The organism is Campylobacter sp. BCW_4323 (assembly GCF_001763115.1).
In the GTDB taxonomy this organism is placed as follows: Bacteria; Campylobacterota; Campylobacteria; order Campylobacterales; family Campylobacteraceae; genus Campylobacter_D; species Campylobacter_D jejuni.
In genome coordinates, this window is sequence record NZ_MJYC01000036.1 from 11,984 (window position 1) to 37,910 (window position 25,927).

Here is a 25,927-nt window from a genome sequence, read left to right on the forward strand (position 1 = left end):
CAAAAGAGAAGTTTTTATGCAAATACCTTTTCATAAGCTTTTTGGGTTGTTTTTTCAAGGCTTACAATTTCATAAGCATCTTTATCTTTTAAAACTTCTTTAGTGAGCAAATGATTTAAATGATGACTCCCAGCATATGAAGTATAATCCCCAAAAACACGATATCCAAGTAAGGTTAAATCTCCAATTGCATCTAAAATTTTATGTCTTACAAACTCATCTTTGAAACGCAAACCCTCAGGATTTAAAATACGATTTTCATCTACCACTATAGTATTTTCTAAACTTCCACCTAGTGCTAAATTCATACTCCTAAGGGCTTGAACATCTTTTAAAAAACCAAAAGTTCTAGCTCTTGCTATGTTTTCTATATAATTTTTTTTGCTGAATTCAAAATTGTAACTTTGTTCACCTATAACAGCATTGTCAAATTTAATCGTATAGTTAATACGGGGTTCTTTAGTAGGAGTTAAACGCACAAATTTATTACCATCTCTTACTTCTATAGGCTTTTTAATTACCATAATTTTTTTAGGCGCATCAAGTTCTTTTACCCCTGCTTCATCAAGCATCATACAAAAACTAATACTTGATCCATCCATAACAGGAGCTTCATTTGCATTTAAAACTATGCGTACATTATCGATTCCATAAGCATTAATCGCACTCATTAAATGCTCTATTGTAGAAATAAACCCCCTTTCATCTCCTAAAACAGTTGCCATTTGAGTATTGATCACATTTTCAGGACTTGCCTTATAGCTTGCATTAAGATCGCTTCTAAAAAATACTATACCACTATTTGCTTCTAAAGGCTCTAAAATAATTTCTATGGGTTCACCCTTATGAAGTCCTATACCTACGCCTTTGACAGTTTTTGCTAAAGTTAATTGTTTCATTAATTTTTTCCTAAAATTATCTTTTTACCATCATTTAAAACATTGTAAATATTATTTTCTATCCATTTTTTATCTTGCCATTGTTCAGGACGCGTTTCAACTCCTTGAACCAAAACTCCAAAATGCAAATGATCACCTAAGGCTAAACCACTTGTTCCTGTTTTACCTATAATGCTTTGTTTATTAATCATTTCATCTAAATCAACATTTTTAGAAGAACAGTGCCCATAAAGACTATATACTCCAAAACCATGATAAACAATTAAATTTAAACCATAAATTCCATTTTCAGCAGCAAAAACAACCTTGCCTGCGTTATTACTTATGATAGGAGCTTGTGCTACGCTTGCTAGATCAAGCCCCATATGATAAGAATCACTCACAAATTGCCCATTATAAGAATAATACCTATGATCAGCAAAATCCGCTACTTTCATACCATTTTTAAGAGGTAAAAATAAACTCAAATCAAAATTATCAATTTTTTCCTCAGGTACTTTTGAAGCGATTTCATGGATAAGTTCTTCATTGCTATTTCTTAAAATTTCATTGACAAACTTAAATTTTTCATAACGATTGAGATTATTATCTTTTGGAGCGTATTGATTTGCTAAATTCTCAATCTTTCCTTCTAAAAATTTATCCGTTAGATTGATATTTGAAACACGATATTTACGATTAACAAAATAATACCTTATACGTTCTTTTGAAATATTGCCCGCTTTATCCGTAGCGATAACAAATGCGCGAAATTCCTCATCTCTTGCATCCCAAGCAATCAAAGCCGCATAATATCCTTCTTTTACATAAGGTGTGGCTTTAAAGATTTTACCTTTATTTGTTTCTATATACACCTTATCTAAATTAGCATCATCGGCCTTAAAAACAACTGCCCCTGCACCGCCTTGCTCGATTTGGTAAGAATTGCTTATGATATTGATTTTTGGAGCCGTATTATCTACTAATACCGCAATTTGTTTTCTTGCTTCATTACCACTAAAAAAATTCCAAAAACTAGAATCTTTAGCTATCACCTCCAAAACAAAAGATTTTACATTTTCTTTGTAACCAAATTTTGGCAAAGCAACTTGTAAGGTAATATCTTTTAAATTAGAAATCTTTTCATCTGCTATAACCATTGCACTAGTATTGTCGTCTTTATGCAATATAATTTGCACGTTTTTGATAGAACTTTCATCATCTTTAACATGCACTAAAATAGGTTTTTTAAGATCAGTATATACAACATCTGACATTAAAATTTGAGGAGAATTTTTTTCAAAAATACTTAATCTTGAAATAAAAAAAATCAAAATTGCTATTAAAACTAAAATTAAAACAGATAAATAAGTTTTGCCTTTTCTTTTTGCCATAACCTTCCTTAAAAATTTTCAATGTTTTTGTTGTTTTTAGTATAAATTCTATTATATCTTCAGTAAATATCTAGCAAATTTATAAAATTTCTCTTAGAGTATTAGCCTGTTTCATCCATTCTCTTAATTCATCGTTTTTATCTAATTGTATCATTTGTTTACATCTCTCTAATTCTTGTTGAAAAAAATCAATAGAACTTAATAAGTTATCTTTATTTTGTAAAAAAATACTTTCCCACATTTGTGGTGATGATTTGGCAATTCTGCTCATACCTTTAAAAGATCCTCCAGCTAAATGAACAATATTTCTTTTATCCTCTTCTTTCATTACAAAATTAGCCAAAGAAAAACTTATAACATGAGGCAAATGAGAAATAATAGCAGCATGATGATCATGGGCTTTACTATCCATAAAAACAATTTTCATCCCTAAATGAGAAAAAATTTCTACCGCTCTTTTTTGATGCAAGTCATCAGCTATTTCACTATCACAAAGAACACAAACTGCATCTTTATAAAGCTCTTTAAAAGCCGCTTTTGGACCTGAATTTTCAGTTCCTGTCATAGGATGAGCAAAAAGAGTTTGTTTGATTAAATTCTTAGGCAAACTTTCTATAATTTTTCTTTTTGTACTTCCAAGCTCTATAATTGTTACATTAGAAGGCAAATCAACTAACTTTTGCAAAATTTCTATAATAGCATTAACAGGAGTTGCGACAAAAATCATATCACATAAAGCTAAATCTTTAAATTCTATAAGCTCATGAATAAGACCTAATTGCAGGGCATCTTTTTCATTTTCTTTGCTTAAATCCATACCATAAACACAAGAAATAAGCTTATTTTCTTTCAAACAAAGCCCTAAAGATCCACCCATAAGCCCAAGCCCTATAATTGCTATTTTCATACTTTCTACCTTAGTTTTTTTGTTAAATTTTTTTTGCTATTATACAGCTTTTAATAAAGCTTTAGGTAAAAAATCAATGAAAAAACATCTTATTAGTATTTGTGCTTTAGTTGCTATAGCCAATGCAGCAACCATTAAGGATATTAAATTTATCGGATTAAACCACTTATCAAATACAAGTGCCATAAATATTACAGGGCTTAAAATAGGAGAAGAAATAGATCCTGCAAAAATCAACACTGCTATTCTTAATCTTTATAAACAAAATTATTTCGAAAATATTTCAGTTGAAAACAACAATGGAATTTTGGAAATTATAGTTACTGAAAAGCCAACTATAGCAAAGGTTAGTATAACAGGTATAGCTTCAAATGATAGAAAACAAGTTGAAAGTATTTTAGGGATTAAAAGAGGTACGCTACTTGATGAAGGAAGTATAAAAGAAGCTATTGAACGCATTAAAGCTTATTATGAAGCAAAAAGTTATTTTGATACTATTGTAGAATACAAAAAAAAGACTTTAGAAAATACCGATGGATTAGAGCTTGAATTTATAGTAAATCGTGGTGAAAATATCATTATTGATAATGTTCATTTAAGTGGAGCCAAGAAATTTTCATATTCTGATATAGAACCTTCAATTGTCAATAAAGAAAAAGAATTTATGGGTTGGATGTGGGGACGCAATGATGGAAAATTAAAAGTTTTTGAGCTTAGTAATGATAGTTCAAGAATTACTGATGAGTACATGAAAAAAGGATATTTAGATGTTCAAGTATCTCCTCCTTATCTTAAGACCTACACAGATACTTATCAAGCAAATTTGACTTATTTTATCAAAGAAGGAAAGCCTTATAAAATTAAAAGTATAAACATTGAAAATCCTTTATTTGATGATAAACAAAATGCACAAACCGTAAAAGATTTAAGATCAAGCGCTGGCAAAACTATCAATATTGAAGACATTAGAAAAGATGTTAAAACCATAGAAACACAAAGTGCTGATTTAGGTTATGCGTTTGTAGAAGTCTATCCTGATATTCAAAAAAATGATCAAACTCAAGAAGCCACCGTTGTATTTAAAGTAATCCCTCATGATAAAGTTTATATAAGAAATGTTATTATTTCAGGAAATTCACGCACTGTAGATCGCGTCATACGCCGAGAATTATATATAACAGAAGGTAATTTATACAATAGAACAGACTTAAGCGAGTCAAAAAATGCTTTAAAAAGAACTTCTTATTTTGATGATGTAAATATCAAAGAAGAAAAAGTTGATGATACACATATTGATTTGATTGTTGATGTTAAAGAAGCTTCTACAGGAGCTATTTCTGGAGGCATTGGCTATGGATCAAGCGATGGTATTTTACTTAATGCTTCTTTATCAGATACAAATATCTTTGGTTCAGGGATAAAAAGCTCTGTAAGCGTAGATAAAAGCGATGATACCTTATCAGGAAGGATTAGTCTCATAAATCCACGCGTTCTTGATAGTCAATATAGCCTAGGTGGAACACTTTATTCAAATGACTATGAATGGGATAATTATTCAGAAAAAAATTACGGCTTTGATATAACAGTTGGACGCCAATTTGCAAGATACTATAATGTAAGCTTAACTTATAATCTTGAACAAAGCGATATTTATCACTTAAGTCCAACTCTTTTAAGAACAGGATATGAACTTGGCAAAAGTATTAAAAGCTCTATAACTCCAGCAATCACCTTTAACAATACAGATGATTATTATCTGCCACGATCTGGTATCATTGCTTCAACTAGTTTAGAATACGCTGGACTTGGTGGAGATCAAGAATTTATTTCCTCAAGCTCTAAATTTAACTTTTATCAAGGTTTACAAGACTATATAGGATATGATCTTATTTATCGCTATAAAGCAAACTTTTATAAAGTATGGAATGAAGGTTATTTACCGATTAACCAAAGAATTTATTTAGGTGGTATAAGTTCAATACGCGGTTTTGAAAGCAGAACAGTAAGCCCTAAAAACCAATGGGGAGATGAAGTAGGTGGAACCATAGCTTTTACCAATTCCGTAGAACTTAGCTTCCCTTTGATTGATAGAATCAAACTTCGTGGTAGTGTATTTTTTGATTATGGTATGATAGGGCGTAAAAATTTAGACGAAATAAAAAGAATGAGTACAGGTATAGGCATTGAATGGATTACACCAATTGGACCTTTACAACTTGTATTTGCTAAACCTCTTAATGATAAAAAAGGCGATGATACTAACAGTTTTGAATTTAATCTTGGAACACGCTTTTAATGAAAGAATTTTTAGATGCTTGCTTGAATGCAAATTTGCAAATACGCAAGTATCTAAACAATATCCCACAAAACGATCTTAAACTTTGCTCTAAATTAGGCTATGATGAAAATCAAGGCTATGAGCTTGACTTAAAATGTGAACAAATTTTCATAAAATATCTTAGTTGTTTTGGACAAATTTTTTCTGAAGAAAGTGGCTTGATCGGAAAAGCTAACCCAAAACAAATGATTCTTGATCCTTTGGATGGAAGTTCAAATTTTGTTTCTAAAATACCATTTTATGGAACTTCTGTAGCTCTCATGGAAAAAGATCAGACAAAAAGCGCTTTTGTTTGCAATCTTGTTAGTCAAGAAATTTTTGCTTTTAGTAACAATCAAGCTTTTAAATCTAATCTTTCCGATCCAAAATACTCACCTTTAACACCTAATCTATTTCCTAAAATAGGTATAGTTGAAAAAATTTCACTTCATCCAGAACTTCTCGATTTTTTAACAAAAAATCAATTAAAATTTCGCTCTTTGGGTGCAACAGCCTTAAGCCTTGCTTATGCTTCGTATTTTAGTTTTGTATTAATTCTTGGAAAAACACGAATTTTTGATACAGCAGCTGCTTTAGCAATTCATCAAAATTTATATATAGAAAAAAATGAAAATTTCCTTCTCCTAAGCCAAGACAAGAAAATTTTTGATATAATCTTGGAATTTTTAAAAAATAATTAGGTGAATATATGAATTTTGCAGATATTTTTTCAAAGATCAGAAGACAACAACCTAGTATTAAAGAAGCTCCAAATCACTGGGTAAAATGCCAAAGTTGTCATGCTTTGATGTATTATAAAGAAATAGAATCTTGTTTTAATGTTTGTCCTAAATGCAATTATCACATGAGAATTTCAGCTGATGAACGTATTAAACTTTTAAGCGATGAAGGCAGTTTTATTGAGTATGATGCAAATTTAGAAGCTATAGATCCTTTAAAATTTGTTGATAGCAAATCCTATAAAAAACGCCTTAGCGAAGGTGAAAGTAAAACAGGTAGAAAAAGTTCTGTCATCAGCGGAGAATGTGAAATCAACGGTTTAAAAACCCAACTTGTTATATTTGATTTTTCTTTTATGGGTGGATCTTTAGGTTCTGTTGAAGGAGAAAAAATCGTTAGAGCTATACAAAGAGCTATCACAAGCAAAACCCCTCTTGTCATCGTAAGTGCAAGCGGTGGAGCTAGAATGCAAGAAAGCACTTATTCTTTAATGCAAATGAGCAAAACTAGCGCCGCACTTAAACTTCTTAGCAAAGAAAAACTTCCTTATATTAGCATTTTAACTGATCCTACTATGGGTGGGGTAAGTGCTTCTTTTGCTTGGCTTGGAGATTTAATCATCGCTGAACCTGAAGCTTTAGTAGGTTTTGCTGGTGCAAGAGTTATTAAACAAACTATAGGAACAGATTTACCTGAAGGTTTTCAAAAAGCAGAGTTCTTGTTAGAACATGGACTTATAGATGCCATAGTTGAAAGAGGAGAACAAAAACAATATCTTAGCGATGTACTAAAATTTTTTAGTGGAAAATAATTTGCAAGTTAATATCTTTTGTATTCAAAAAAGTGATGAATTTAAAACTTGGAGTGAGAAATACTCTAAACTTATTTCTAAATACGCTACTTTAAAAGAAATAAATGTTTTTAATAAAAAAATAGCCTTAGCTCAAAATTTAAATGCCATAGAAGCAAAAAAAAGCTATGAAGAAGCTTTTATGCCTTATAAAAAAGGCTATTGTATCGCTCTTGATGAAAAAGGGAAAGAACTTACAAGTATAGAATTTGCAAAACTCATCCAAGATAAAAATGAATTAAGTTTTTTTATAGGTGGTGCTTATGGTTTAAGAGAAGAATTTAATCAAAGTTTGGATTTTAGACTATCATTAAGCAAACTTACTTTAGCACATCAATTTGTTAAAACCTTACTTTTAGAACAAATTTATCGTGCATTTTGCATCAACAACAATCACCCTTATCACAAATAGAAAGTTTTAAAATGAAAAAAAATGAAATACAAAATTTCAAAAATATTTTAGAAGAAAGAAAAAAAACCATCTTAGAAAATTTGCAAAGCAATTCAAATGAAATCGAAGCTCTTCACAATAGCGTCCCAAGCGATAGTGTAGATTTTTCTATCATAGAAACAGGCTCTCAAATTGACTTTACTATCAGCACCAATCTCAAAGAAGAACTTATAGAAATCGAAAATTCTTTAGATAAAATCAAAAACGGTACTTATGGAATTTGCGAATCTTGCGATGATGAAATCGACTCTCAAAGACTAAAAGTCAAACCTCACGCAAGATATTGTATCACTTGCCGTCAAATTGCAGAACAAGGAAAAAAACATGAAAATTAAACTCTTTTTACTTGCAAGTTTTATTTATATAGCACTTATTTTTGCCTTTGCTTGGCATCTAGAACTAGGAAGCTATACTCTAAATATCAGCACTTATACCTTTGAGCTACCTATTATGATATGGCTTGTTATTCCTTTATTTGTTTATATGATTTTAGCCGTTTTGCACATAGCATTTTATGGATTTTTGCGTTATTTAAAATTTAAGCATTTTTTTAAAGATGCAGCTAAATTTGAAGCTTATACTCAAGATTTACTCCTTGAAAAAGATCTTAAAACCACTTTTCAAACAAAAGAATTTAGAGCTGTGGCACAGCTTTTTAAAACCCTAAAAACACATGAAAAAATTCCACACTCAAATAAAATCAATGAAATTTTAGATCTTATTGATGGTTTAAATAAAAACGAATTTTTTAACCTTAGTAAATTTAAACTCGAAAATAACAATGTTTTATATTTGCAAAATGAAAAAAATCATCTCAAAAACGATGCAAATTATGCCTATAGCAAACTTAAAAACCTTAATGAAATCAAAGATGAATTTGAAGAAATTGCTTTTAATACTCTTATAGAAAAAGCTAGTTATGAACAAATTAAAAATGTAAAAATCCCTAAAAAGCCTTCTGAAGTTCTCACACTTATCAAGCGTTTTAAAGAAGGAAATTTAGAACTTAGTGCAGCAGAATACGAAGTTTTACTTTCACACAATATACTAAGCGAAAAAGACTATCTTAACGCAGCAAAACTAAGTACTAAACTTTTAAATCCTGATGCTATTTTAGGAATTTTTAACAAAATTAAAAATGAAAAAAGCGAAGCTTTAAGAGCACATTTATATCTTTTAGCTGAATTTGGACTTTTAGATGAGTTAAGAGAGCAAATTCACAATGATGATAAGAAATTTAATGATTTTAAGGCCTTTTTAGCCTTGCGTGAAAAAAATATCAAAATCAATCTAAACCAACTCATACAATGATAGATTTTAGCAAAAAACCTTTATTTTTAGCTCCTATGGCAGGTTTTTCAGATCTGCCTTTTCGTAATGTAGTAAAAAAATTTGGTGCTGATATTACCATAAGCGAAATGATAAGTTCTAATGCTTTAGTTTATGAAAGTTCTAAAACTCTACATATGCTAGAAAGAGCTGAATTAGAAAATCCTTATATAGTCCAAATTGCAGGTGGAGATAAAGAAGTGCTAAAAAAAGCAGTGCAAATGCTAAATGAAATGGATTTTGTAGATGGGATTGATTTTAATTGCGGTTGCCCTGTAAATAAAGTTGTTAAACAATGTGCTGGCAGTGCTTTGCTAGAAAATTTAGAGCTTTTTAAAAATCTTGTAGGAGTAATTAAAGAAAACAATAAAAAAAACCTTACAAGTGTAAAATTTCGACTAGGATTTAATGAAAAATATCCTGAAAAAATGGCTAAAATTTGTGAAAGCATGGGTGTGGATTTTGTAAGTATTCATGGACGCACAAGAAAACAGCTTTATAGCGGAAAAGCCGATTATGAATCCATTGCCAATGCTAAAGCGAGCGTGAAAATTCCTGTGATTGCAAATGGCGATATTAACGCACAAAACGCTAAAGAAGTTTATAAAATCACAAAATGTGATGGACTCATGATAGGGCGTGCAAGCGTAGGAAATCCTTGGATATTTTATGAAATCAAAAGCGGTAAAAGTGTAGATGAAAAACTCAAAAAAGAAATCATACTCACTCATTTTGATGAAATGATAAAACACTACAAAGATCAAGGTGTAAGTATATTTCGCAAGCATTTACACGAGTATTCTAAAGGGCATAAAGACGCTTCAGCCTTTAGAGATGAAGTCAATCGTATCAATGATGCTAAGATAATGCAAGAAAAAATCGAAAATTTTTTCTAAACCCTAGTTTGTCCTATAAGATTATTGAGTCTATCCATTATAGAATCAGCGTAGGAGTTAATGGTGCTAGGTTTTGCTTTCCAGCCATTGGCAATGGCTTGTTTAATTTCAGCATCTAAAGCCCAATTACCCATAGCAGATTCTTTAGGAATGTTATTTTCATACATATATAAATCACCTTCTGCTATGCCACGCTCTGCCCAGTATCTAAAAAAGCTTTTAAAGTCACTTTTACCTGTCATAATACTATCTAAGTGTATGGCTGGACCACTAAAACTCTCTTTAGCCATAGCCCTATTATAAGCTTCTATTGTGGGATTAAGTGTGGTTTTTGGACTCTCAATAGGTTGACCACCTTGAGATTTTAAAAAACTCATAAACAAAGCTTCTTTAGAATAGCTTCCATCTTCATTTTGTGGATAAACTGACATATCAGGATTAAATTGCCAATCTTCACCTTTAGAAACATTTTTGATTTCTTCTAAGGATAGACCTAAAGTCTCAGATGATAATCCCTTGATCATACATCCTGAATCAAACCAAATTTCATTAGCTTCTTTTGCTTGTTCAGGGGTTTGATAAACATTTGAAATTAAAGAATTTGAGAAATCTCTTAAGTGGGTGATATTCATTCTATTGCTTGGATCATTAAAGTTCATTGATTGCGTTCCACTTACACCATAACCACTAGGCATAGAATTTATATCTGCTTCACTAAAACTTGTTTTATCATTTGGAAAACTTTGACCTAAAGCATTGGAAAAAAGATTATAATATTGTTTTATGGTTTCAGCCATATCGATATTAGTATAATACTCACTTACACCAAAATATTGTTTCATATCTGCAATATAAGGTTCATTTTCAGCAGCTTTTTTAATCTCATCCAAAGTAGATTTATGTATCTTAAAATCTTCAGGTAATCCTGCGGCTTTGTTAAAATCACTTCCCATATAACCATTAGCATCTACTCCATAACCATAAGCTAAAGATACAATATTGCTTGTATCTGCTTGTTTATATTTTAGAGTATAAATAGAGTTTTTAAATTCACTTGATATATCATAATTAGGAGAACTTGTTTTAGTAGTATTATTAATACTAAGGTTAGTATTACTACTATTTGATATATTAGTAGAATTTGAATTATTGCTTAATGCATTGTTATTGCTTAATATTTCACTTCTTGCTAGAGTTTGTGAATTTTTACTTTCTATATCACTTAACTTGCTGGCATTTTGTTTTAAAAAAGCATTAGCAAAACTTATTTTAGAATTTTCTTTACTTTCTTTATTAGCTTTTGCTTGTGAAAGTATAGAATTATAGTTTGAGTTATCATTGATGCTAAAGATACTCATATTAATTCCTTAATTTAGATTTTTTTGCCTTCAACCTAAATATATTAAAATAACATAAGCAAGATCTGTTCCGTTTTGGGGTGGAGTTATCCCAAAGTCCTTACAATCAAACTTTTAGGCAAATTGAAATACTCTATAAGTTCTTTCTCTTTTTCTCTCATTTCTCCATTATCATTTTCATGATCAAAACCTAACAAATGAAGCATAGCGTGGATAAAAAGCAAGCTTATTTCTTCTTCATAGCTATGCCCTAACTCTTTAGCCTTTTCTTTTGCCAAATCCACATTAATCACAACAGAACCCAAAGGCAAACTTTCATCGATATTTTCAAGCGGAAAAGAAAGTACATCAGTGGTTTTATCTTGTTTTCTTTGCTCTAAGTTAATTTCTTGCATTTCTTTACTATCCACAAAGACAAGCTCCACATCTTTAGGGCTTAAAAAACTTGCTATAGATTCTAAAAAATCACATTTTTCATCACTTAATATCATAAACCTTCCTTAACCAAATGGTATAAATTTTCTATTTCTTCATCATCAAAAATCGCACAATTTTTACTGCTATAAAATTGTTTTAGTTTTTTCTCTTCAAACTCAAATCCTAAAGCACATTGAGAATGCGAAGGTAAAAAAGCCCTTAGCAGTGTAATGGAAATTTGAATTTTCTCATCACAGGCAAAACAAAAAAAATCTTTATGCAATCTTCCTTCAAATTCCAAAATTTTTAAATAAGCATCAATAATAACACGCTTTGGATTTTGTTTTTCAAACCTTTTCACACACTCATCAAGTAAATCAAAATAAAAACTATCAAGCTCTTCCACATCTTTTAAGTGTCTATATAAAAGACGGATAAATTCTTGCCAAATAAGCATTTTATCCCTTTGTATAATCCATAAAAATCCCAAATGCAATACATCTTTAAGTCTTGGTAAAAAACTAGGATTTTCTTCTAAAGCAAAGTCGATTTTATAGCCGCTTAAAATACTAGAATGTCTAAGTCCATAAAAACGATAAGCCTTAATAAGCATTTTAGGACTTAAAATATAAACGATCAAATCCTCATCTTTAACTTTTTGAGTATGAAGTATAAAGCCTTGCATTAAACAATTTCAATACCATAAGCCCTAAGTATATCAAAAGCGGATTTTTCTAAATTTTCATCAAAACTTGCACTTAAATTTTGGTGTAAAATTATCCTTGCATTAGGCTTAGCACCAAAAGCTAAAATGATATTACAAAACACACAAATATGAGAAACAAGCCCTGCAAAATGAAGTTCTTCATAATCGCTTTTTTGTATGAAATTAGCTAGTTCTAAGCTACCAAAAGTATTTTTATAAAAAATTTTATGAGCTTTTTGTAAAAAAAGTTCAAATTCCTTTGGCATTTGCCAACCCAAACTCTCTTTAATACAATGTTTTATAGGTAAATTTAAACCTTCTTTACTTTGTAGATAATGCTCATCATGCGTATCATAGGTTAAAAGTAAATGCGTGTTATTAAAATCGATTTGATTTAAGGCTTTAAGAATATTTTCTTTGATTTTTAAAGCCTTATCAAAACCTAAACTTCCATCAATAAAATCATTTTGATAATCCACTAAAACAAAAGCTTTTTTCATGCTTTTATGCCTTTTGAAGCCAAAAACTCTCCGTGTGTAAATTGGCAAAAGCGGTTTTTAAACTTGTAAAAAGCTTAGGATGATCTTTTTCTAAATTTGCTAAAAGCTGTTTAGCTTCTTCTCTAGCGTGGGGGAATTTTACATTTTTTTCGCTGAGTTTCATACCAGGACAAAATTCATTTCCTATCACGCTAAGTTCATTTTGTATAGCATTATCCCTAAGCTGTCTTTCTCGCACAAAAATCAAAGGGCGTATCACAATTACACCGCGTTTGCTTTGATAAATAGGCGCTAAGGTTCTTAAAGCTCCATTATGAATAAAATTCATAAAAAAGCTTTCTGCTGCATCATCTAAATGATGGGCTATAGCAAGCTTGTTAAAACCTTTTTCAAGAGCGTAAGTATATAAAGCTCCACGACGCATTCTCGAAAAATAACTACAAAAACTTGAATTTTCTCTTATGGTATCACCTGAAACTTCATAAATATTTGAATCAAGCACGCTATGTTTAATGCCGTATTCTTCACAATGTGCATGAAGATGAGAATAATCCTCGCCCATGCCATAACTCAAAGTTACCGCTTCAAGTTCAAATTTAAAAGGAGCATGAGCTTGCATACGATTTAAAAGATGGGCTAAAGCCAAAGAATCTTTCCCGCCACTAAGCCCTAAAAGAACCCTATCTCCATCTTTAATAAGTCCAAATTTAGCATTAGCTTGTGCAACTTGGCGTATAAGTTTTTTGCTAAGATTTATCATAATTTCTCGCACATTTTAAGCACAAAATTGGCTGAAATTTTAGCTGAATTGATCACAAATTCATCAAAATCAAATTCAGCCTTTTCCCCTGCTTTATCACTCATAGCTCTTAAGATAAAACAAGGCACCTTTAAGGCATCACAAACCAAAGCCACACTTGCGCCTTCCATTTCACAAGCATCAGCATTGAAAATTTCTCTGATTTTTGCTTTTTTTGCTTCATCGCAAATAAACTCATCACCCGTTGCAATAATACCTGCACGAAGTTTGATATTTAATTCCTTAGCAACTTCTAAAGCAAGATTGTTTAATTTCTCATCGGTTTTGATAAAAATTTCATTACCTGGAACAAAACCCAAAGGATGCCCAAAAGCGGTAATATCAAGATCGTATTGAGCTAATTTTGTTGCATAAAGCAAATCACCAATTTCAAGATCTGGATTAAAAGCACCTGCAACACCCGTAAAAAGCAACACTTGTGCGCCAAATTTTTCTATCATCACACTAGCACTAAGAGTAGAATTTACCTTGCCGATTTTAGAATACGCTAAAACAAGTTCATGATTTTTATACTTTGCAAAATAATAAGTATTATTAGCGTGTTCTATTTTTGTATAATCTTTAAGTGTTTCAAGCAAAGGAGTGATTTCTTCACTCATGGCTCCTAAAATTGCTATTTTCATCATATAACCTTTAAAAATTCATCAATATCATTCATATTTGTTAAAGCATAAGTTTCTTTTGAAGTGATTTTTTTATTCAAACCCTTAAGCACGCTTGCACCAAATTCTATGAAATAATCTACTTCATTTTCACATGCCTTAATGCTTTGTTTATAAAGCACAGGTGAGATAAGTTGTGCTTTTAAAAGTTCAAGGGCTTCTTCTTTACATGTATAAATTTTAGCATTTGCATTAGAAAGCACGGCTTTAAAATTTGGTTTTAATACCTTTTCAAGCTCCACACAAAGCTTAGCTGAAGCATTTTCCAAAAGAGGACAATGACTTGCCACGCTCATATTTAAAAGCATAGCTCTTTTAGCTCCTGCTTCTTTAAATACACTTTCATAACTTGCTAAATCAGGTTTTAAACCTGCTACAACGATTTGTCCATCGCAGTTATAATTTGCAGCGAAAATTTGCTTGTTTTCTTTTTGTGCTTTTTGACAAAGCTCTTCAACCTTTTCATCATCAAGCCCTAAAACAACCATCATACCTGCTTCAACTTTTGCACAATCTTCTTGCATAAAAAGTCCTCTTTTATTGACCAAAGAAAGAGCCTCTAAAAAATCAAAAGCACTATTAACAGCTAAGGCTGAAAATTCTCCCAAAGAATGCCCTAAAGCAAATTTCGAACTTAAATCAGGTTTTTTTTCAAGTAAAACACTATAAGCCATTAAGGAATTTAAAACGATGGCGGGTTGAGTAAATTCACTTTGATTGAGTTTTTCGTTTTCTTCAAAAAGCAAATGTTTAAAATCAATCTTACAAAAATCACTTGCGTTTTGAAGGAGTTCTTTGGCTTTTATAGAGTTTTCATAAAAATCTTTTCCCATGCCAAGACTTTGTGAGCCTTGACCTGGAAATATAAACGCAGTCTTCATTAATGACAACCGCAACCACCGCCGCCACAGCAACCGCCGCCACCGTGTCCGTGTCCGTGATGATGATCGTGCCCATGTCCGCTTCCACAACCACAACTATGACTTCCTGCGATAATACCTGTAAGAATTTCATCTTCACTTGCAGCTCTAGCATCTACGATATTTAAAGAAAAAAGCAAATCACGACCTGCATAAGGGTGATTATAATCAATTGTCACATCATTTTCACCAATTTCTTTTACAGTTACACGAACGGTTTCGCCATTTTCACCTTCGCCAAAAAGTTCCATACCTACTTTTAAATCAATACCTGCAAATTGCTCTTTTGGTAAAGTTTGAACCGCATTTTCATCGTATTCGCCTAAACCTTTTTCTTTTTTAATTACCACATCAGCATTGCTAGGGCAATCAAGCTTCATCACTTCTTCTTCTAAGCTTTCTAAAATCTGACCTTTGCCTAAAATAAAAGAAATAGGTTGAGAATATAAATTTGATTCTAAAACTTCATTTGTATTTGCATCTTTTAACTCATAAAACATTGAAACTACACTATTTTTTTCTATAGCCATTTTATCTCCTTAATTTATTTTCTATTAGGCGAAGCTTTTGCTTCGGGTGAATTTGGATAATTAGTTTTTAAAGCTTTATAAAAACCATTTGCTGTTTTTGTATCACCTGTTTTATCCAATGAAATGGCAGTATGATATAAAAGTTTTGGGAAATAATCTCCTTTTGTACTCAAAGAAGAACTTTTTTTATAATAAACAATAGCATTGTTATAATTTTTTTGTTTATACTCGATCTCCCCTAACCAAAAATTTGCTCTTGCAGGTTTATACTGCTTTGTTATGAGAAAATTTAATTTTGCTTTGGAATCTTCAAAAGCATTTTTATCAACATCTTTTATCGCTAATTCTAAAATTTCATTATTTTTTTTCTTTTTCCAAGATTCATCAATTTGTTTTGCTTTATCATCTTGGGTATTTTGAGTATTATTGTTTTCAATGGTACTATTTGAATCTGTAGTTGAAACAACAACACTAGGTGTAATAGTTTTAACGCTTAAATTTGCATCATTTAATTCGTTTTTAGAAACATAATTTGCATTAATAGCATCTACTAAAGAACTAAGTTCGGCTAAAACTTTTTTTACTTGCTTATTATTAGCTTCTTGAATTTTTCTACTTTCTTCAACATAAGCCTTTAATTTTTGAATTTCACTAGTAAAATTATTTTCAATATTTTGATTATTCTCTTCAACTTGACTTAATCTAGAATTTGATTTAGCATATTGAGAATTTATACCTTCTAAAGTGCTTTGTAAACCCTCGATTCTTTCGTTAATTTCATTAATTCTAGCATTTGTTTGTATATTTTCATTATTTAAATTATCTAACTTTTCTTTAAATAATTTTTCATTTGAAGTTAAACCATAAGAAGAATTGCTTGTTATATCTCCTGCACCAAAAGCTGAGCTTTCTGCATAAAGTAAAGTAGCTCCAAGAAGAGCTACTGTGAATATTTTTTTCATTAATTATCTTGATAATTTAAATTCAGCACGTCTGTTTTGCGCATCGCAAGCTTTAGTTTTTTCAGTGCACACAGGATTTGTTTCTCCATAGCTCTTAACAGCAATTCTATCAGCATTTACACCTTTAGCGATTAAAGCTTCTTTTACAGCTTTTGCTCTTTTTAAACCTAGAGCTTGGTTATATTCATCAGTTCCCCACTCATCGCAGTTTCCTTCAACAGTAATACTTACACCGCTTACTTCAGTGTTAAAGATATTAGCATTCGTGCTTACAACATTTTGCATATCAGGACGAATGTTGAATTTATCAAAATCAAAATATACTTTATTTAAAGTATCATTAAGTTGAGAAATTTTTGAATCAATATCCCAACCATCACTTCCACCTGAACCACGATTTGAATCAACACTACTATCACCGCTTACGCTAGTGCTTTTTGTGCTACAACCACTAATAACAACTGCAAGAGCTGCAATTGAAGTAAAAAGAATTTTTTTCATTTATGACCTTTCAAAGTTAATAAATTCTTACTATTATATCTAATTTTTAATTAATTTTAACCTAAAATTGAAATTTTTACCAATCAATTGATTGAATTTTTCCAACCCTAAGAGGAAAATAAAAAGTCTTATTTGCATTTACACGAATAACACCTAAAGCACTTTGCGCACCTAAATATTTAATAAATACTATACTTCCACCGTCACTAGAAAATCTTGGAAATAAATTTTTTCCATTTGCTGTAAGTTGACGAATATAATCACTATTAATTGACATCAAATAAATATTAAAAACACCTGCTTGATTTGGTTCACGACTTGAATAAACCAAAAAATCTTTATAAGTCGAAACAGCCGAATTGTTTCTACCATGAAAAACAACTTGTTCAGCACTATTGCTATTTAAATCTTGCATAAAAATATTAGGATATCCTAAACGATCGCTTACAAATACCACTTTACTATCATCTGAGCCAATAAAATTTCCATTAACATCAATACCAGAATAATTAGTTAATTGTGTTAGATTTTTGGTATTTAAGTCATATAAATAAACATCAGGCTGATCTTTTGGAGCCATGGTAACAAGTAGTTTACTTCCATCTACACTCACATCACTTGCTACAACCATACCGCCGCTTGATAAAATTTTACTAGCTTTATTGGTATTTAAATCATAACGGTATAAAGTTGGCTTATCATGATCATAAGCTGTATAATAAAATAGAGTTTGTTCTTTATTTCCCCATTTTGGAAATAAATTAAGCCCACCATCAACAATAACTTTTTGATAAGTTAAAGTATAATCAGCCATAATAATTTGACTTTTCTTAGAGCTAGAATTTCTCGCGATCAAAATTTTATGATCCATCCAATCAACAGGTGCAAGTCCTAACGCATTTACAGAAGCTTTGACGCTTTTATGTGCCAAAAATGGATATTGCTCTAAACCATTTAAAGTATAAGTTTGCTCTGACTTATCAGAACCGCCAGCTTTTATTTTTACATTTAAACTCAAAGTGTTACCATTTTTATTTAAAGCGTATTCAAAAGTATAATTACTTGTCTCAGTTGCATTAGCAACAACTTCAAAGTTTGAACTTACTTTCAAATCGTTCACAATGATATTATAAAAGCTTTTCTTTAAATTCTCATCACTTAAATTTGAATTGTCTTTAACAATAATCTTTGGTAAAACTACACCAGAATTAACAACATCAATCACTGGATCTTCTGCCCAAAGACTTCCTAAAAAGACTAAAAAAATTGCTACAATTTTTTTCATTTTTTTCTCCTAATCATTTTTAACTTTTGCTTCATCTCTTAAATTCATGGTAATGCTTATATTTTTATTTTGCGGAGGATAAGTAATAAATTTACCTTTTTGACTTTCTAAAAATTCAGCCACTTTAGCATCATATAAAGGATTCCCACTTTTTTCAACTGAAGTATAGCCAAATTTTCCATTTTCATCAATAAAAATTTTTACCTTAACAGAAATTTTTTCACTATTTGGATAATACTGAGTCCATCTTTGAGTGATAATACGCACAACTTTCCCTAAAAATTCATCATAAATTCCAATCTTTTGCGCCTTTGTGCTTTCGCCTTGCGTTGAACTTTCTTCTTGAAGTAAACTATCATTAAGTTGCTTTACAAGTTCGGAAGCTTGAGGTTTTGGGGCACTAGAAGCTCCTGATTTAGCACTTGATTGAATTTTTGTAGTCTTTTCTTCTTGTATTTCTTTGATATTTCCAAAAAGCTCATTAAAATTACTTGCCTTTTGGTCAATATCTTCAGTTTTAACTGTTTTATTTGTAGTCTGAGCAAAAAGCTTTTCTATATCAATTTGCTCTGTTGGTTTTTGTATTTCTTTAGGAGTGTTGCTTTGAGTAATAACTTGTTTTGATGGTTCAGCAAGTTCAATATCTACAAAACTATCTCTTATATCAGTATATTGTATAGCAGGTTCAACCTCGCTTACAAGTCTAAAAAAAACAAGAATTACTATACTAATATATATTACTAAAGCAAGTAAAAACGAATTTAAATTACTCAAACCATAATTTTTCATGATTATTCAGTCTGTAAAGCAACTTTATTAAATCCTAAATTTTTTACACTTCTTAAGACTGAAATAACATCGTCATATTTTAAGCTTTTATCAGCGCGTATAAAAACCGGATCTTCGGTATTAAATTGTGCTTTTCTTTGAGCAAGATTGTCAGCAAAACTTATAAAATCGTATTTTTCTTGATTTAAAAAAATTTCTTTTTTTGCATTAATACTAATAATTAAACTCTTAACAGTTGGAGCGCTAGTATTTTTCTGACTACCTTGTGGAAGATTAATTTTTTCTTCATAAGTAATACTTGGAGCTGTTACCATTAAAATCGCAAGCAATACAAGCATAATATCTACTAAAGGCGTGATATTAAGTTCAGGTTTTTCATCATCAAATGGCATTTTTAACCTTATTTACTCGAACTTATAACTTTAATCTCGCTATCAATAATGCTTAAAAGTTCGAAAGCTTTTCTTTTAATGATAAGATGAAATGTATAAGCAGGAATTGCCACTAAAATACCACAACCTGTAGCAACTAAAGCCTCGCTGATTTTAGGAGCTATGATACTTAAAGAATTTTGAGTTCCAAGCCCACCAAAAGTTTCAAGTATAGAAATAACTGTCCCAAAAAGACCTATAAAAGGTGAAGTTGAAGCAATAATACTAAGCCAAGTAAGTCCAGCAGAAGCGCGACGACTTGCTAAATTTTTATAGATTTCTAAATGATTTGAAGTTGTATCATTGCATTTTCTTAAAATCGAATCAGTACGACTTAAATCCTTCTCACCCAAGAGCAAAGTTTCTAAACTTTCTTTTTCCTTATTTCTCCATGTAGCCAAATAAGTCAATCTAGCAAACAAAATACTAAACGCTAAAATAAAATATAAAGAAAGCCATAATAAAACTATATAAGTAATAATACTTGAACTATTGAAAAAATGAAATATAGCTTCAAAATTCATTAATGCATCCTTGCATTATCAAGTTTTGAAAAAGTTGCTGCTAAAGCTGCATTATCAGAACTCATAGATTTGATCAAATCTTTTGCTTGAGCAAGATTTTTTTCAATCTCACTTTCATCACTTCCGCAAACCCAAACCGCACCCTTTGCTAGCACGCAAATCTTATCTTCATCTACCTTTGCATGCCCAGCATCAATAGCAATTAATTCATGATTTAAATCAGCTTTTTCAATATCAATTACTCCAGATTTTAAAGAAGAAACCAAAGCAGCATGTCCTTTAAGCACACCAAATTCTCCTTCACTACCCGGTAAAGTAACAGATTTTACTTCTCCTTGATAGATTACACCCAAAGGCGTAACTATCTCGAAATTAATCAAATCGTTCATAAATTAACCTTTTAATTTATCCGCTTTTGCAATAGCTTCATCTATATTTCCAACCATATAGAAAGCATTTTCTGGTAAATGATCATATTTACCTTCTAAAATTCCCTTAAATCCTGCTATTGTATCTTCAAGGCTTATATATTTTCCTGGGCTACCTGTGAAAACTTCTGCAACGAAAAATGGTTGTGATAAGAATTTTTCAATCTTTCTTGCTCTTTCAACTACAAGTTTATCCTCTTCGCTAAGCTCATCCATACCTAAAATGGCGATGATATCTTGTAAATCTTTGTATTTTTGAAGCACTGATTGAACACCACGAGCAACTTTATAATGTTCTTCTCCAATGATATTTGGGTCAAGCATTCTTGAAGTTGAGTCAAGTGGGTCAACTGCAGGATAAATACCCTTTTCAGCAATAGCTCTATTTAAAACCGTTGTAGCATCTAAGTGAGCAAAAACAGTTGCTGGAGCTGGGTCGGTTAAGTCATCAGCTGGAACGTAAACAGCTTGAACTGAAGTGATTGAGCCTTTTTTAGTTGAAGTAATTCTTTCTTGGAATTTACCCATTTCACTTGCTAAGGTTGGTTGATAACCCACAGCTGATGGAATTCTTCCTAAAAGTGCTGACATTTCAGAACCTGATTGTGAAAATCTAAAGATATTATCAATAAACATAAGCACATCAAGACCCATTTCATCTCTAAAATACTCAGCCATTGTTAAACCTGTTAAAGCAATACGATTTCTTGCCCCTGGTGGTTCATTCATTTGTCCATAACATAGAGCAACTTTGTCTAAAACATTACTTTCTTTCATTTCATTATAAAGGTCATTTCCTTCACGAGTTCTCTCACCCACACCTGCAAATACAGAATAGCCACTATGCTTAAATGCAACATTGTGAATAAGCTCCATAATAATAACAGTCTTACCAACACCTGCACCGCCAAAAAGACCTACTTTACCACCTTTTGCATAAGGAGCAAGTAAATCCACAACTTTAATCCCTGTTTCAAAAATCTCACTTTTTGTGCTTTGATCTTCAAAAGCTGGTGGATCTCTATGAATTGCCCATTTTTTATCAAAAGAAATTTCTTCACCTTCATCGATCAAATCTCCAGTAACATTGAAAATTCTTCCTAAAACTTTCTCACCAACAGGAACACTAATAGGAGCACCTAAAGCCTCAGCTTTTAAGCCCCTTACCAAACCATCTGTCATATCCATAGCAATAGTTCTAACTCTATTATCTCCTAAATGAGCTGCTACTTCTAAAACAAGTTTATGTTTTTTTCCTTCGCTTTCAAAATTTACAACAATTGCTTCATTAATTTGAGGTAAATAGTCGTTAAAATCTACATCAACAACCGGACCTAATACCTGTGAAATAAATCCTTGCATTATTTATCTTCTCCTTAAAATTTACTATTTCATTGATTCAACACCACTGATAATTTCTATAAGCTCAGTAGTAATAGATTCTTGTCTTGCTTTGTTATAAGCTAAATTTAGTTGTTTCACTCTTGCCTTTGCGTTATTAGTTGCATTATCCATAGCTTGCATTCTTGCGCTATGCTCTGCTGCCAAAGAATCGATTAACGCATAATACATATTATACTCAAAATACGTTTTCATTAAATCTTCTAAAAGCTCAGTTCCTTCCGGTTCAAGCTCTAAAAGAGAATTATGAGTCTGTTCAATACTCTTTGGTTCAACTGGAATAAGATGATTGATTTTAAGTTCTTGGGTAATCATATTTTTATAACCATTATGAACTAAAATCACTTCATCTGTATTTCCATTTAAAAAATCATCTACAGCAGCATGAATTACTTCACATGCTTTCTCATAATCAGGACTAGAACTAAGATGGAAATATTTCTCTAACAATTCTATTTTTTGAAAATTAAAATATTCAATCCCAGTTTTACCTATAGCTCTAAGACGAATATTAATATTTTTTGCTTCATATTCTTTTAGCATTTCACTTACTGTTTTTAAAGTCTTAATATTAAAACCACCACATAAACCTTTATCTGCAGTGATAAATATTAAATCTACGGTTTTAATTTGTTCTTTTTTATGGAACAAAGATAAACGCACATCATCTTCATTGTGAACAATTTTATTGATCTGAAATGAAATTTCACTCAAAATTTCATCGATTTTTTGTGCATAAATTTTTGATCTTTTAGCTGCTTCTTCTGCTTTTTTTAACTTAGCAGTAGAAACTAGCTTCATAGCATTTGTAGTCTTTTGAGTGTTATGAACACTTTTAATTTTTCTTTTAATTTCTTTTAAATTAGACATAAAAGACCTTATAAATGATTTGCTTTAAACTCATTAATTGCTTTAGCTAGTTTTTCTTCCAAGTCAGAATCTAAAGCTTTTTTAGAGCGAATTTGCTCAAAAATATCTGGATGTTTTGCCTCAATAAAAGGATAAATTCCATCTTCAAATTCTTTAATTCTAGAAACAGCAATATCATCTAAGAAACCTTTGGTTCCTGCAAAAATTAAAACTACTTGTTTTTCAACGCTAAGCGGAGAATAAGGTGGTTGTTTTAAGAGTTCAACCATTCTTTGTCCACGTTCAAGTTGTTTTCTACTTGCCTCATCTAAATCACTAGCAAATTGTGCAAAAGCTTGGAGCTCTCTATATTGAGCAAGGTCAAGTCTTAATGTACCTGAAACTTGTTTTGTAGCTTTAATTTGAGCAGCCCCACCTACACGAGATACCGATAAACCAACGTTGATTGCAGGACGAATTCCTGAGTTAAATAAATCAGTTTCTAAGAAAATTTGTCCATCTGTAATTGAAATAACATTAGTTGGAATATAAGCAGAAACATCTCCTGCTTGTGTTTCAATTATCGGCAATGCCGTCAAAGAACCAGCACCTAATTCATCATTTAGCTTGCTTGCTCTTTCAAGCAATCTTGAATGAAGATAAAAAACATCGCCTGGATAAGCTTCACGACCTGGGGGACGACGCAAAATCAAAGACATTTCGCGATAAGCTACAGCGTGCTTACTCAAATCATCATAAACAATTAAAGCATGTTTTGCATTGTCTCTAAAAAATTCGCCCATGGTTACACCAGTATATGGAGCTAAGTACTGTAAAGCTGCAGGATCTGAAGCACCAGCATTTACAACAATAGTATATCCCATAGCACCATGTTCTTCTAGTCTTTTAACCACTTGTGCTACTGTACTTTGCTTTTGACCAATTGCAACATATATACAGATAACCCCTTGACCTCTTTGAGATATAATAGTATCAACAGCAACAGTAGTTTTACCTGTTTGTCTATCACCTATGATAAGCTCTCTTTGACCACGACCAATTGGCACAAGCGCATCAATAGCTTTAATTCCTGTATGCAAAGGCTCATGAACACTTTTTCTCGCCATAATACCTTTTGCTTTTTCTTCAACAAAACGATATTCATTAGCATTGATTACACCTTTAGCATCAATTGGTTCACCTAAAGCATTTACAACACGACCGATCAAAGCCTCACCTACTGGAACTTTAAGTAATTTCTTAAGTCTTTTTACAGAAGCACCTTCTTTTAAACCTTCTCCTTTTCCAAGTATAACAATACCTACACTCGACTCTTCAAGGTTTAAGGCCATTCCTTTATCACCATTTTCAAATTCTACCATTTCTCCAGCCATAATATTCTTAAGTCCATATACCTTAGCAACACCATCAGCTACAGAAATAATCTTTCCTGTTTCTTCAATTTCAAGATTTAAATCAAAATTTTCAATTCTTTCTTTGATTATTGAACTGATCTCATCAGCTTTAAATTTCATTTACTTTTTCTCCTTAGATAATTTTCAATATATATTCATTTAGCTTATTTTGAAGAGCTTTCATAGAAAAAGAAAGTTCATAACCTAATTCTTTCAATTCTATTTTAATGCTATCATCTTGACTGATTTTATTATTTAATTTAATATTTGCATTAAATTTTTTATTAAGTTTTACTTCAAGATCTTTAAGATTTTCTTGATTTAATTTTTCTTTAGAATATACAATACCAACAAAAATATTTTCTTTAAAAGCTTTTTGTCTTTCAAGTTCTTTAACTATTTGAGGAATGCATTCTAATCTTGAATTTTCAATCAAAAGTCTTAAAAAATTTTGAAAACTAGAATTTTTAATATCAAAAAAAGAATCAAGAAATTCCATTTTTCTTTCTTTTTTAATCTCATTAGATTCTATAATATTTTTAAATTTTGGCAAAACAAAAGCAGAATTTAAAATACACAAATTCTGATAAAAATCATTTATATCAGCTCTTGAAGCTATCGCTTTTGCATATCTTCTTGCAATTATATTTTCCATATTTAAGATACCTTCTTCATCATAAGTTCTATTATTTCACTCTGTTTTAATGTCATATTTGGATCAGAAAAAATTTCATTTAAAGTATTTGATACTAATTCTTTTTCCATTTTTCTAAATTCATAATCTTTCTGTTCCTCGAAATGTTTTTGAAGCAAATCCAACTCATCTTGAGTTTCTTTCTTAATATTTTGAACTAAGATTTCAGCTTCTTTTCTTGCTGTAACTAAAGCAGCAGCAGCATTTGCTTTAGCTTCTTCAAGTTTTTTCATCGTATCTAATTTCTTAGCTTTACTTTCTAAAAGTTTTTTTTGAATTTCATCAAGCTTAGAAGAAATTTTTACAATACGGTTTTTGTAAAAATTTTTAAATGGAGTTGCAACAAAATAATACAATATAGCCACAAAAATTAGAAAATTAATAGTCCTTGGAATAATATCATATTCTCCACTAACATTTGATGCACCAAAAGCATACAAAGGTAGCAAAAATATAATAAAGAATAACTTACTCATTTCTCTCCTCTTAAATTCTCTTTATGTTATTTTGCAAAGCTTGCTTAAGCTCAGGTAAATGTATGTTTAAATGTTCTTGTAATTCTTGTTTTTGAATAGCTAAATCTGCATAAAAGCTGGCCATTTTTCTTTCTAATTCTTCTTTCTTGCTTCTAAGAATTTGCTCCGCTTCTTCTTTAGCAGTAGCTATAGCACCTTGTTTAATTTTTTGAATTTCTTCTCTAGTGTTAATATGAATAGCTTCTAATTCATTATTCACACCTAAAACTTCTTGAGAATTTTCTTTTACTTTGTTCTCGTCATTTTCTATAGAATCATTTCTTTCATCCATAAATTTTAAAAGTGGCTTATACAGCATACTATTTAAAATAACTATCATAGCTAAAAAAATAGCCATAGTAGCAAGCATTATGGAAGGATGCATATCTTCAAACATAATTCTCCTTGGTTAGAATTTTTGAAGGACTATTCTACCATAAAAAAGCTAAGATTTTGG

Annotated in this window: 31 protein-coding genes; 7 read left to right on the forward strand and 24 right to left on the reverse strand. The window is 30.8% G+C overall.

Translation table 11 applies throughout. From position 1 onward, the window contains the following. Window positions 1-14 precede the first annotated feature (14 nt). The 3 genes from lpxC to AJN60_RS02010 all read right to left on the reverse strand — a co-directional run bounded on the left by lpxC (window position 15) and on the right by AJN60_RS02010 (window position 3,179). Window positions 15-899 carry a UDP-3-O-acyl-N-acetylglucosamine deacetylase gene (gene lpxC / locus AJN60_RS02000; RefSeq protein ID WP_070210199.1) on the reverse strand — a complete coding sequence of 295 codons (885 nt, stop codon included), beginning with the start codon at window positions 897-899 and terminating at the stop codon, window positions 15-17. After that, a complete protein-coding gene (locus AJN60_RS02005; protein WP_070285779.1) occupies window positions 899-2,272 on the reverse strand; it encodes a M23 family metallopeptidase in 1,374 nt (457 codons plus the stop codon). The genes lpxC and AJN60_RS02005 overlap by 1 nt, the downstream gene beginning before the upstream one ends. A 79-nt stretch (window positions 2,273-2,351) precedes the next feature. Beyond that, window positions 2,352-3,179: a prephenate dehydrogenase gene (locus AJN60_RS02010; RefSeq protein ID WP_002864662.1), complete on the reverse strand. Its 828-nt coding sequence runs from the start codon at window positions 3,177-3,179 to the stop codon at window positions 2,352-2,354. Between the two features lie 76 nt (window positions 3,180-3,255). Here AJN60_RS02010 and bamA point away from each other — a divergent pair, with 76 nt between their 5' ends. Genes bamA through AJN60_RS02045 form a run of 7 tightly spaced genes read left to right on the forward strand, consistent with a single transcriptional unit; the run spans window position 3,256 to window position 9,763 of the window. Next, window positions 3,256-5,475 carry an outer membrane protein assembly factor BamA gene (bamA, locus tag AJN60_RS02015; RefSeq protein ID WP_070285780.1) on the forward strand — a complete coding sequence of 740 codons (2,220 nt, stop codon included), beginning with the start codon at window positions 3,256-3,258 and terminating at the stop codon, window positions 5,473-5,475. Next, window positions 5,475-6,197, forward strand: coding sequence for an inositol monophosphatase family protein (locus tag AJN60_RS02020; protein ID WP_070285781.1), 723 nt, complete (start codon window positions 5,475-5,477; stop codon window positions 6,195-6,197). Before bamA ends, AJN60_RS02020 begins: the two co-directional genes overlap by 1 nt. 8 nt (window positions 6,198-6,205) lie before the next feature. Further along, window positions 6,206-7,048 carry an acetyl-CoA carboxylase, carboxyltransferase subunit beta gene (gene accD / locus AJN60_RS02025; protein WP_070285782.1) on the forward strand — a complete coding sequence of 281 codons (843 nt, stop codon included), beginning with the start codon at window positions 6,206-6,208 and terminating at the stop codon, window positions 7,046-7,048. 1 nt (window position 7,049) lies between these two features. Beyond that, window positions 7,050-7,499 carry a 23S rRNA (pseudouridine(1915)-N(3))-methyltransferase RlmH gene (locus tag AJN60_RS02030; RefSeq protein WP_002870404.1) on the forward strand — a complete coding sequence of 150 codons (450 nt, stop codon included), beginning with the start codon at window positions 7,050-7,052 and terminating at the stop codon, window positions 7,497-7,499. 11 nt (window positions 7,500-7,510) lie between these two features. After that, entirely contained in the window at window positions 7,511-7,873 is a 363-nt protein-coding gene (gene dksA / locus AJN60_RS02035; protein ID WP_002870403.1) for a molecular chaperone DnaK suppressor DksA, read from the forward strand. Next, a complete protein-coding gene (locus AJN60_RS02040) occupies window positions 7,863-8,849 on the forward strand; it encodes a hypothetical protein (protein ID WP_002877207.1) in 987 nt (328 codons plus the stop codon). Before dksA ends, AJN60_RS02040 begins: the two co-directional genes overlap by 11 nt. Further along, window positions 8,846-9,763, forward strand: a complete 918-nt coding sequence (locus AJN60_RS02045) for a tRNA dihydrouridine synthase (RefSeq protein WP_070285783.1) — start codon at window positions 8,846-8,848, stop codon at window positions 9,761-9,763. The genes AJN60_RS02040 and AJN60_RS02045 overlap by 4 nt, the downstream gene beginning before the upstream one ends. On the opposite strand, the gene AJN60_RS02050 is transcribed toward AJN60_RS02045, so the two are convergent. The 21 genes from AJN60_RS02050 to AJN60_RS02150 form a co-directional block, all read right to left on the reverse strand. After that, window positions 9,760-11,121, reverse strand: a complete 1,362-nt coding sequence (locus AJN60_RS02050; protein ID WP_070285784.1) for a Cj0814 family flagellar-dependent secreted protein — start codon at window positions 11,119-11,121, stop codon at window positions 9,760-9,762. The genes AJN60_RS02045 and AJN60_RS02050 overlap by 4 nt on opposite strands. A gap of 86 nt (window positions 11,122-11,207) precedes the next feature. Further along, window positions 11,208-11,612, reverse strand: a complete 405-nt coding sequence (gene ybeY / locus AJN60_RS02055) for an rRNA maturation RNase YbeY (protein ID WP_002857275.1) — start codon at window positions 11,610-11,612, stop codon at window positions 11,208-11,210. After that, entirely contained in the window at window positions 11,609-12,223 is a 615-nt protein-coding gene (recO, locus tag AJN60_RS02060) for a recombination protein RecO (protein WP_070285785.1), read from the reverse strand. The genes ybeY and recO overlap by 4 nt, the downstream gene beginning before the upstream one ends. Next, window positions 12,223-12,744 carry an isochorismatase family cysteine hydrolase gene (locus tag AJN60_RS02065; RefSeq protein WP_070285786.1) on the reverse strand — a complete coding sequence of 174 codons (522 nt, stop codon included), beginning with the start codon at window positions 12,742-12,744 and terminating at the stop codon, window positions 12,223-12,225. Before AJN60_RS02065 ends, recO begins: the two co-directional genes overlap by 1 nt. A 4-nt stretch (window positions 12,745-12,748) precedes the next feature. After that, window positions 12,749-13,504 carry an ATP-binding protein gene (locus tag AJN60_RS02070; protein ID WP_070285787.1) on the reverse strand — a complete coding sequence of 252 codons (756 nt, stop codon included), beginning with the start codon at window positions 13,502-13,504 and terminating at the stop codon, window positions 12,749-12,751. Beyond that, the gene (pfs, locus tag AJN60_RS02075) at window positions 13,501-14,190 is read right to left on the reverse strand and encodes an aminodeoxyfutalosine nucleosidase (RefSeq protein WP_079861546.1); all 690 of its coding nucleotides are present in this window, start codon (window positions 14,188-14,190) and stop codon (window positions 13,501-13,503) included. Before pfs ends, AJN60_RS02070 begins: the two co-directional genes overlap by 4 nt. Further along, the gene (locus AJN60_RS02080) at window positions 14,187-15,059 is read right to left on the reverse strand and encodes an ACP S-malonyltransferase (protein ID WP_234740478.1); all 873 of its coding nucleotides are present in this window, start codon (window positions 15,057-15,059) and stop codon (window positions 14,187-14,189) included. Before AJN60_RS02080 ends, pfs begins: the two co-directional genes overlap by 4 nt. A 47-nt stretch (window positions 15,060-15,106) precedes the next feature. After that, the gene (locus AJN60_RS02085; protein WP_002851661.1) at window positions 15,107-15,676 is read right to left on the reverse strand and encodes an FKBP-type peptidyl-prolyl cis-trans isomerase; all 570 of its coding nucleotides are present in this window, start codon (window positions 15,674-15,676) and stop codon (window positions 15,107-15,109) included. A 14-nt stretch (window positions 15,677-15,690) separates the two neighbouring features. Beyond that, window positions 15,691-16,638 carry a tetratricopeptide repeat protein gene (locus AJN60_RS02090; protein WP_002851738.1) on the reverse strand — a complete coding sequence of 316 codons (948 nt, stop codon included), beginning with the start codon at window positions 16,636-16,638 and terminating at the stop codon, window positions 15,691-15,693. A gap of 3 nt (window positions 16,639-16,641) precedes the next feature. Beyond that, complete coding sequence (gene pal, locus AJN60_RS02095) at window positions 16,642-17,139, reverse strand: peptidoglycan-associated lipoprotein Pal (protein ID WP_002851617.1); 498 nt, start codon at window positions 17,137-17,139, stop codon at window positions 16,642-16,644. Between the two features lie 76 nt (window positions 17,140-17,215). Next, a complete protein-coding gene (gene tolB / locus AJN60_RS02100) occupies window positions 17,216-18,424 on the reverse strand; it encodes a Tol-Pal system protein TolB (protein ID WP_002860943.1) in 1,209 nt (402 codons plus the stop codon). Window positions 18,425-18,433: 9 nt separating this feature from the next. Then, the gene (locus tag AJN60_RS02105; protein WP_070285789.1) at window positions 18,434-19,213 is read right to left on the reverse strand and encodes a TonB C-terminal domain-containing protein; all 780 of its coding nucleotides are present in this window, start codon (window positions 19,211-19,213) and stop codon (window positions 18,434-18,436) included. Between the two features lie 2 nt (window positions 19,214-19,215). Further along, a complete protein-coding gene (locus AJN60_RS02110) occupies window positions 19,216-19,605 on the reverse strand; it encodes an ExbD/TolR family protein (protein WP_002866730.1) in 390 nt (129 codons plus the stop codon). Window positions 19,606-19,613: 8 nt separating this feature from the next. Continuing rightward, entirely contained in the window at window positions 19,614-20,168 is a 555-nt protein-coding gene (locus tag AJN60_RS02115; protein ID WP_002854361.1) for a MotA/TolQ/ExbB proton channel family protein, read from the reverse strand. Continuing rightward, window positions 20,168-20,557, reverse strand: coding sequence for an ATP synthase F1 subunit epsilon (gene atpC / locus AJN60_RS02120; protein WP_002851752.1), 390 nt, complete (start codon window positions 20,555-20,557; stop codon window positions 20,168-20,170). The genes AJN60_RS02115 and atpC overlap by 1 nt, the downstream gene beginning before the upstream one ends. A 3-nt stretch (window positions 20,558-20,560) precedes the next feature. Continuing rightward, window positions 20,561-21,958: a F0F1 ATP synthase subunit beta gene (atpD, locus tag AJN60_RS02125; RefSeq protein WP_002852005.1), complete on the reverse strand. Its 1,398-nt coding sequence runs from the start codon at window positions 21,956-21,958 to the stop codon at window positions 20,561-20,563. A gap of 24 nt (window positions 21,959-21,982) precedes the next feature. Further along, window positions 21,983-22,867, reverse strand: coding sequence for an ATP synthase F1 subunit gamma (gene atpG / locus AJN60_RS02130; RefSeq protein WP_002860587.1), 885 nt, complete (start codon window positions 22,865-22,867; stop codon window positions 21,983-21,985). 8 nt (window positions 22,868-22,875) lie between these two features. Next, a complete protein-coding gene (atpA, locus tag AJN60_RS02135) occupies window positions 22,876-24,381 on the reverse strand; it encodes a F0F1 ATP synthase subunit alpha (protein ID WP_002860939.1) in 1,506 nt (501 codons plus the stop codon). 13 nt (window positions 24,382-24,394) lie between these two features. Further along, window positions 24,395-24,916: a F0F1 ATP synthase subunit delta gene (locus tag AJN60_RS02140; protein WP_070285790.1), complete on the reverse strand. Its 522-nt coding sequence runs from the start codon at window positions 24,914-24,916 to the stop codon at window positions 24,395-24,397. A gap of 2 nt (window positions 24,917-24,918) precedes the next feature. Next, window positions 24,919-25,431, reverse strand: coding sequence for a F0F1 ATP synthase subunit B (locus AJN60_RS02145; protein ID WP_002860937.1), 513 nt, complete (start codon window positions 25,429-25,431; stop codon window positions 24,919-24,921). 10 nt (window positions 25,432-25,441) lie between these two features. After that, window positions 25,442-25,867, reverse strand: coding sequence for a FoF1 ATP synthase subunit B' (locus tag AJN60_RS02150; protein ID WP_070285791.1), 426 nt, complete (start codon window positions 25,865-25,867; stop codon window positions 25,442-25,444). Window positions 25,868-25,927: the final 60 nt, after the last annotated feature.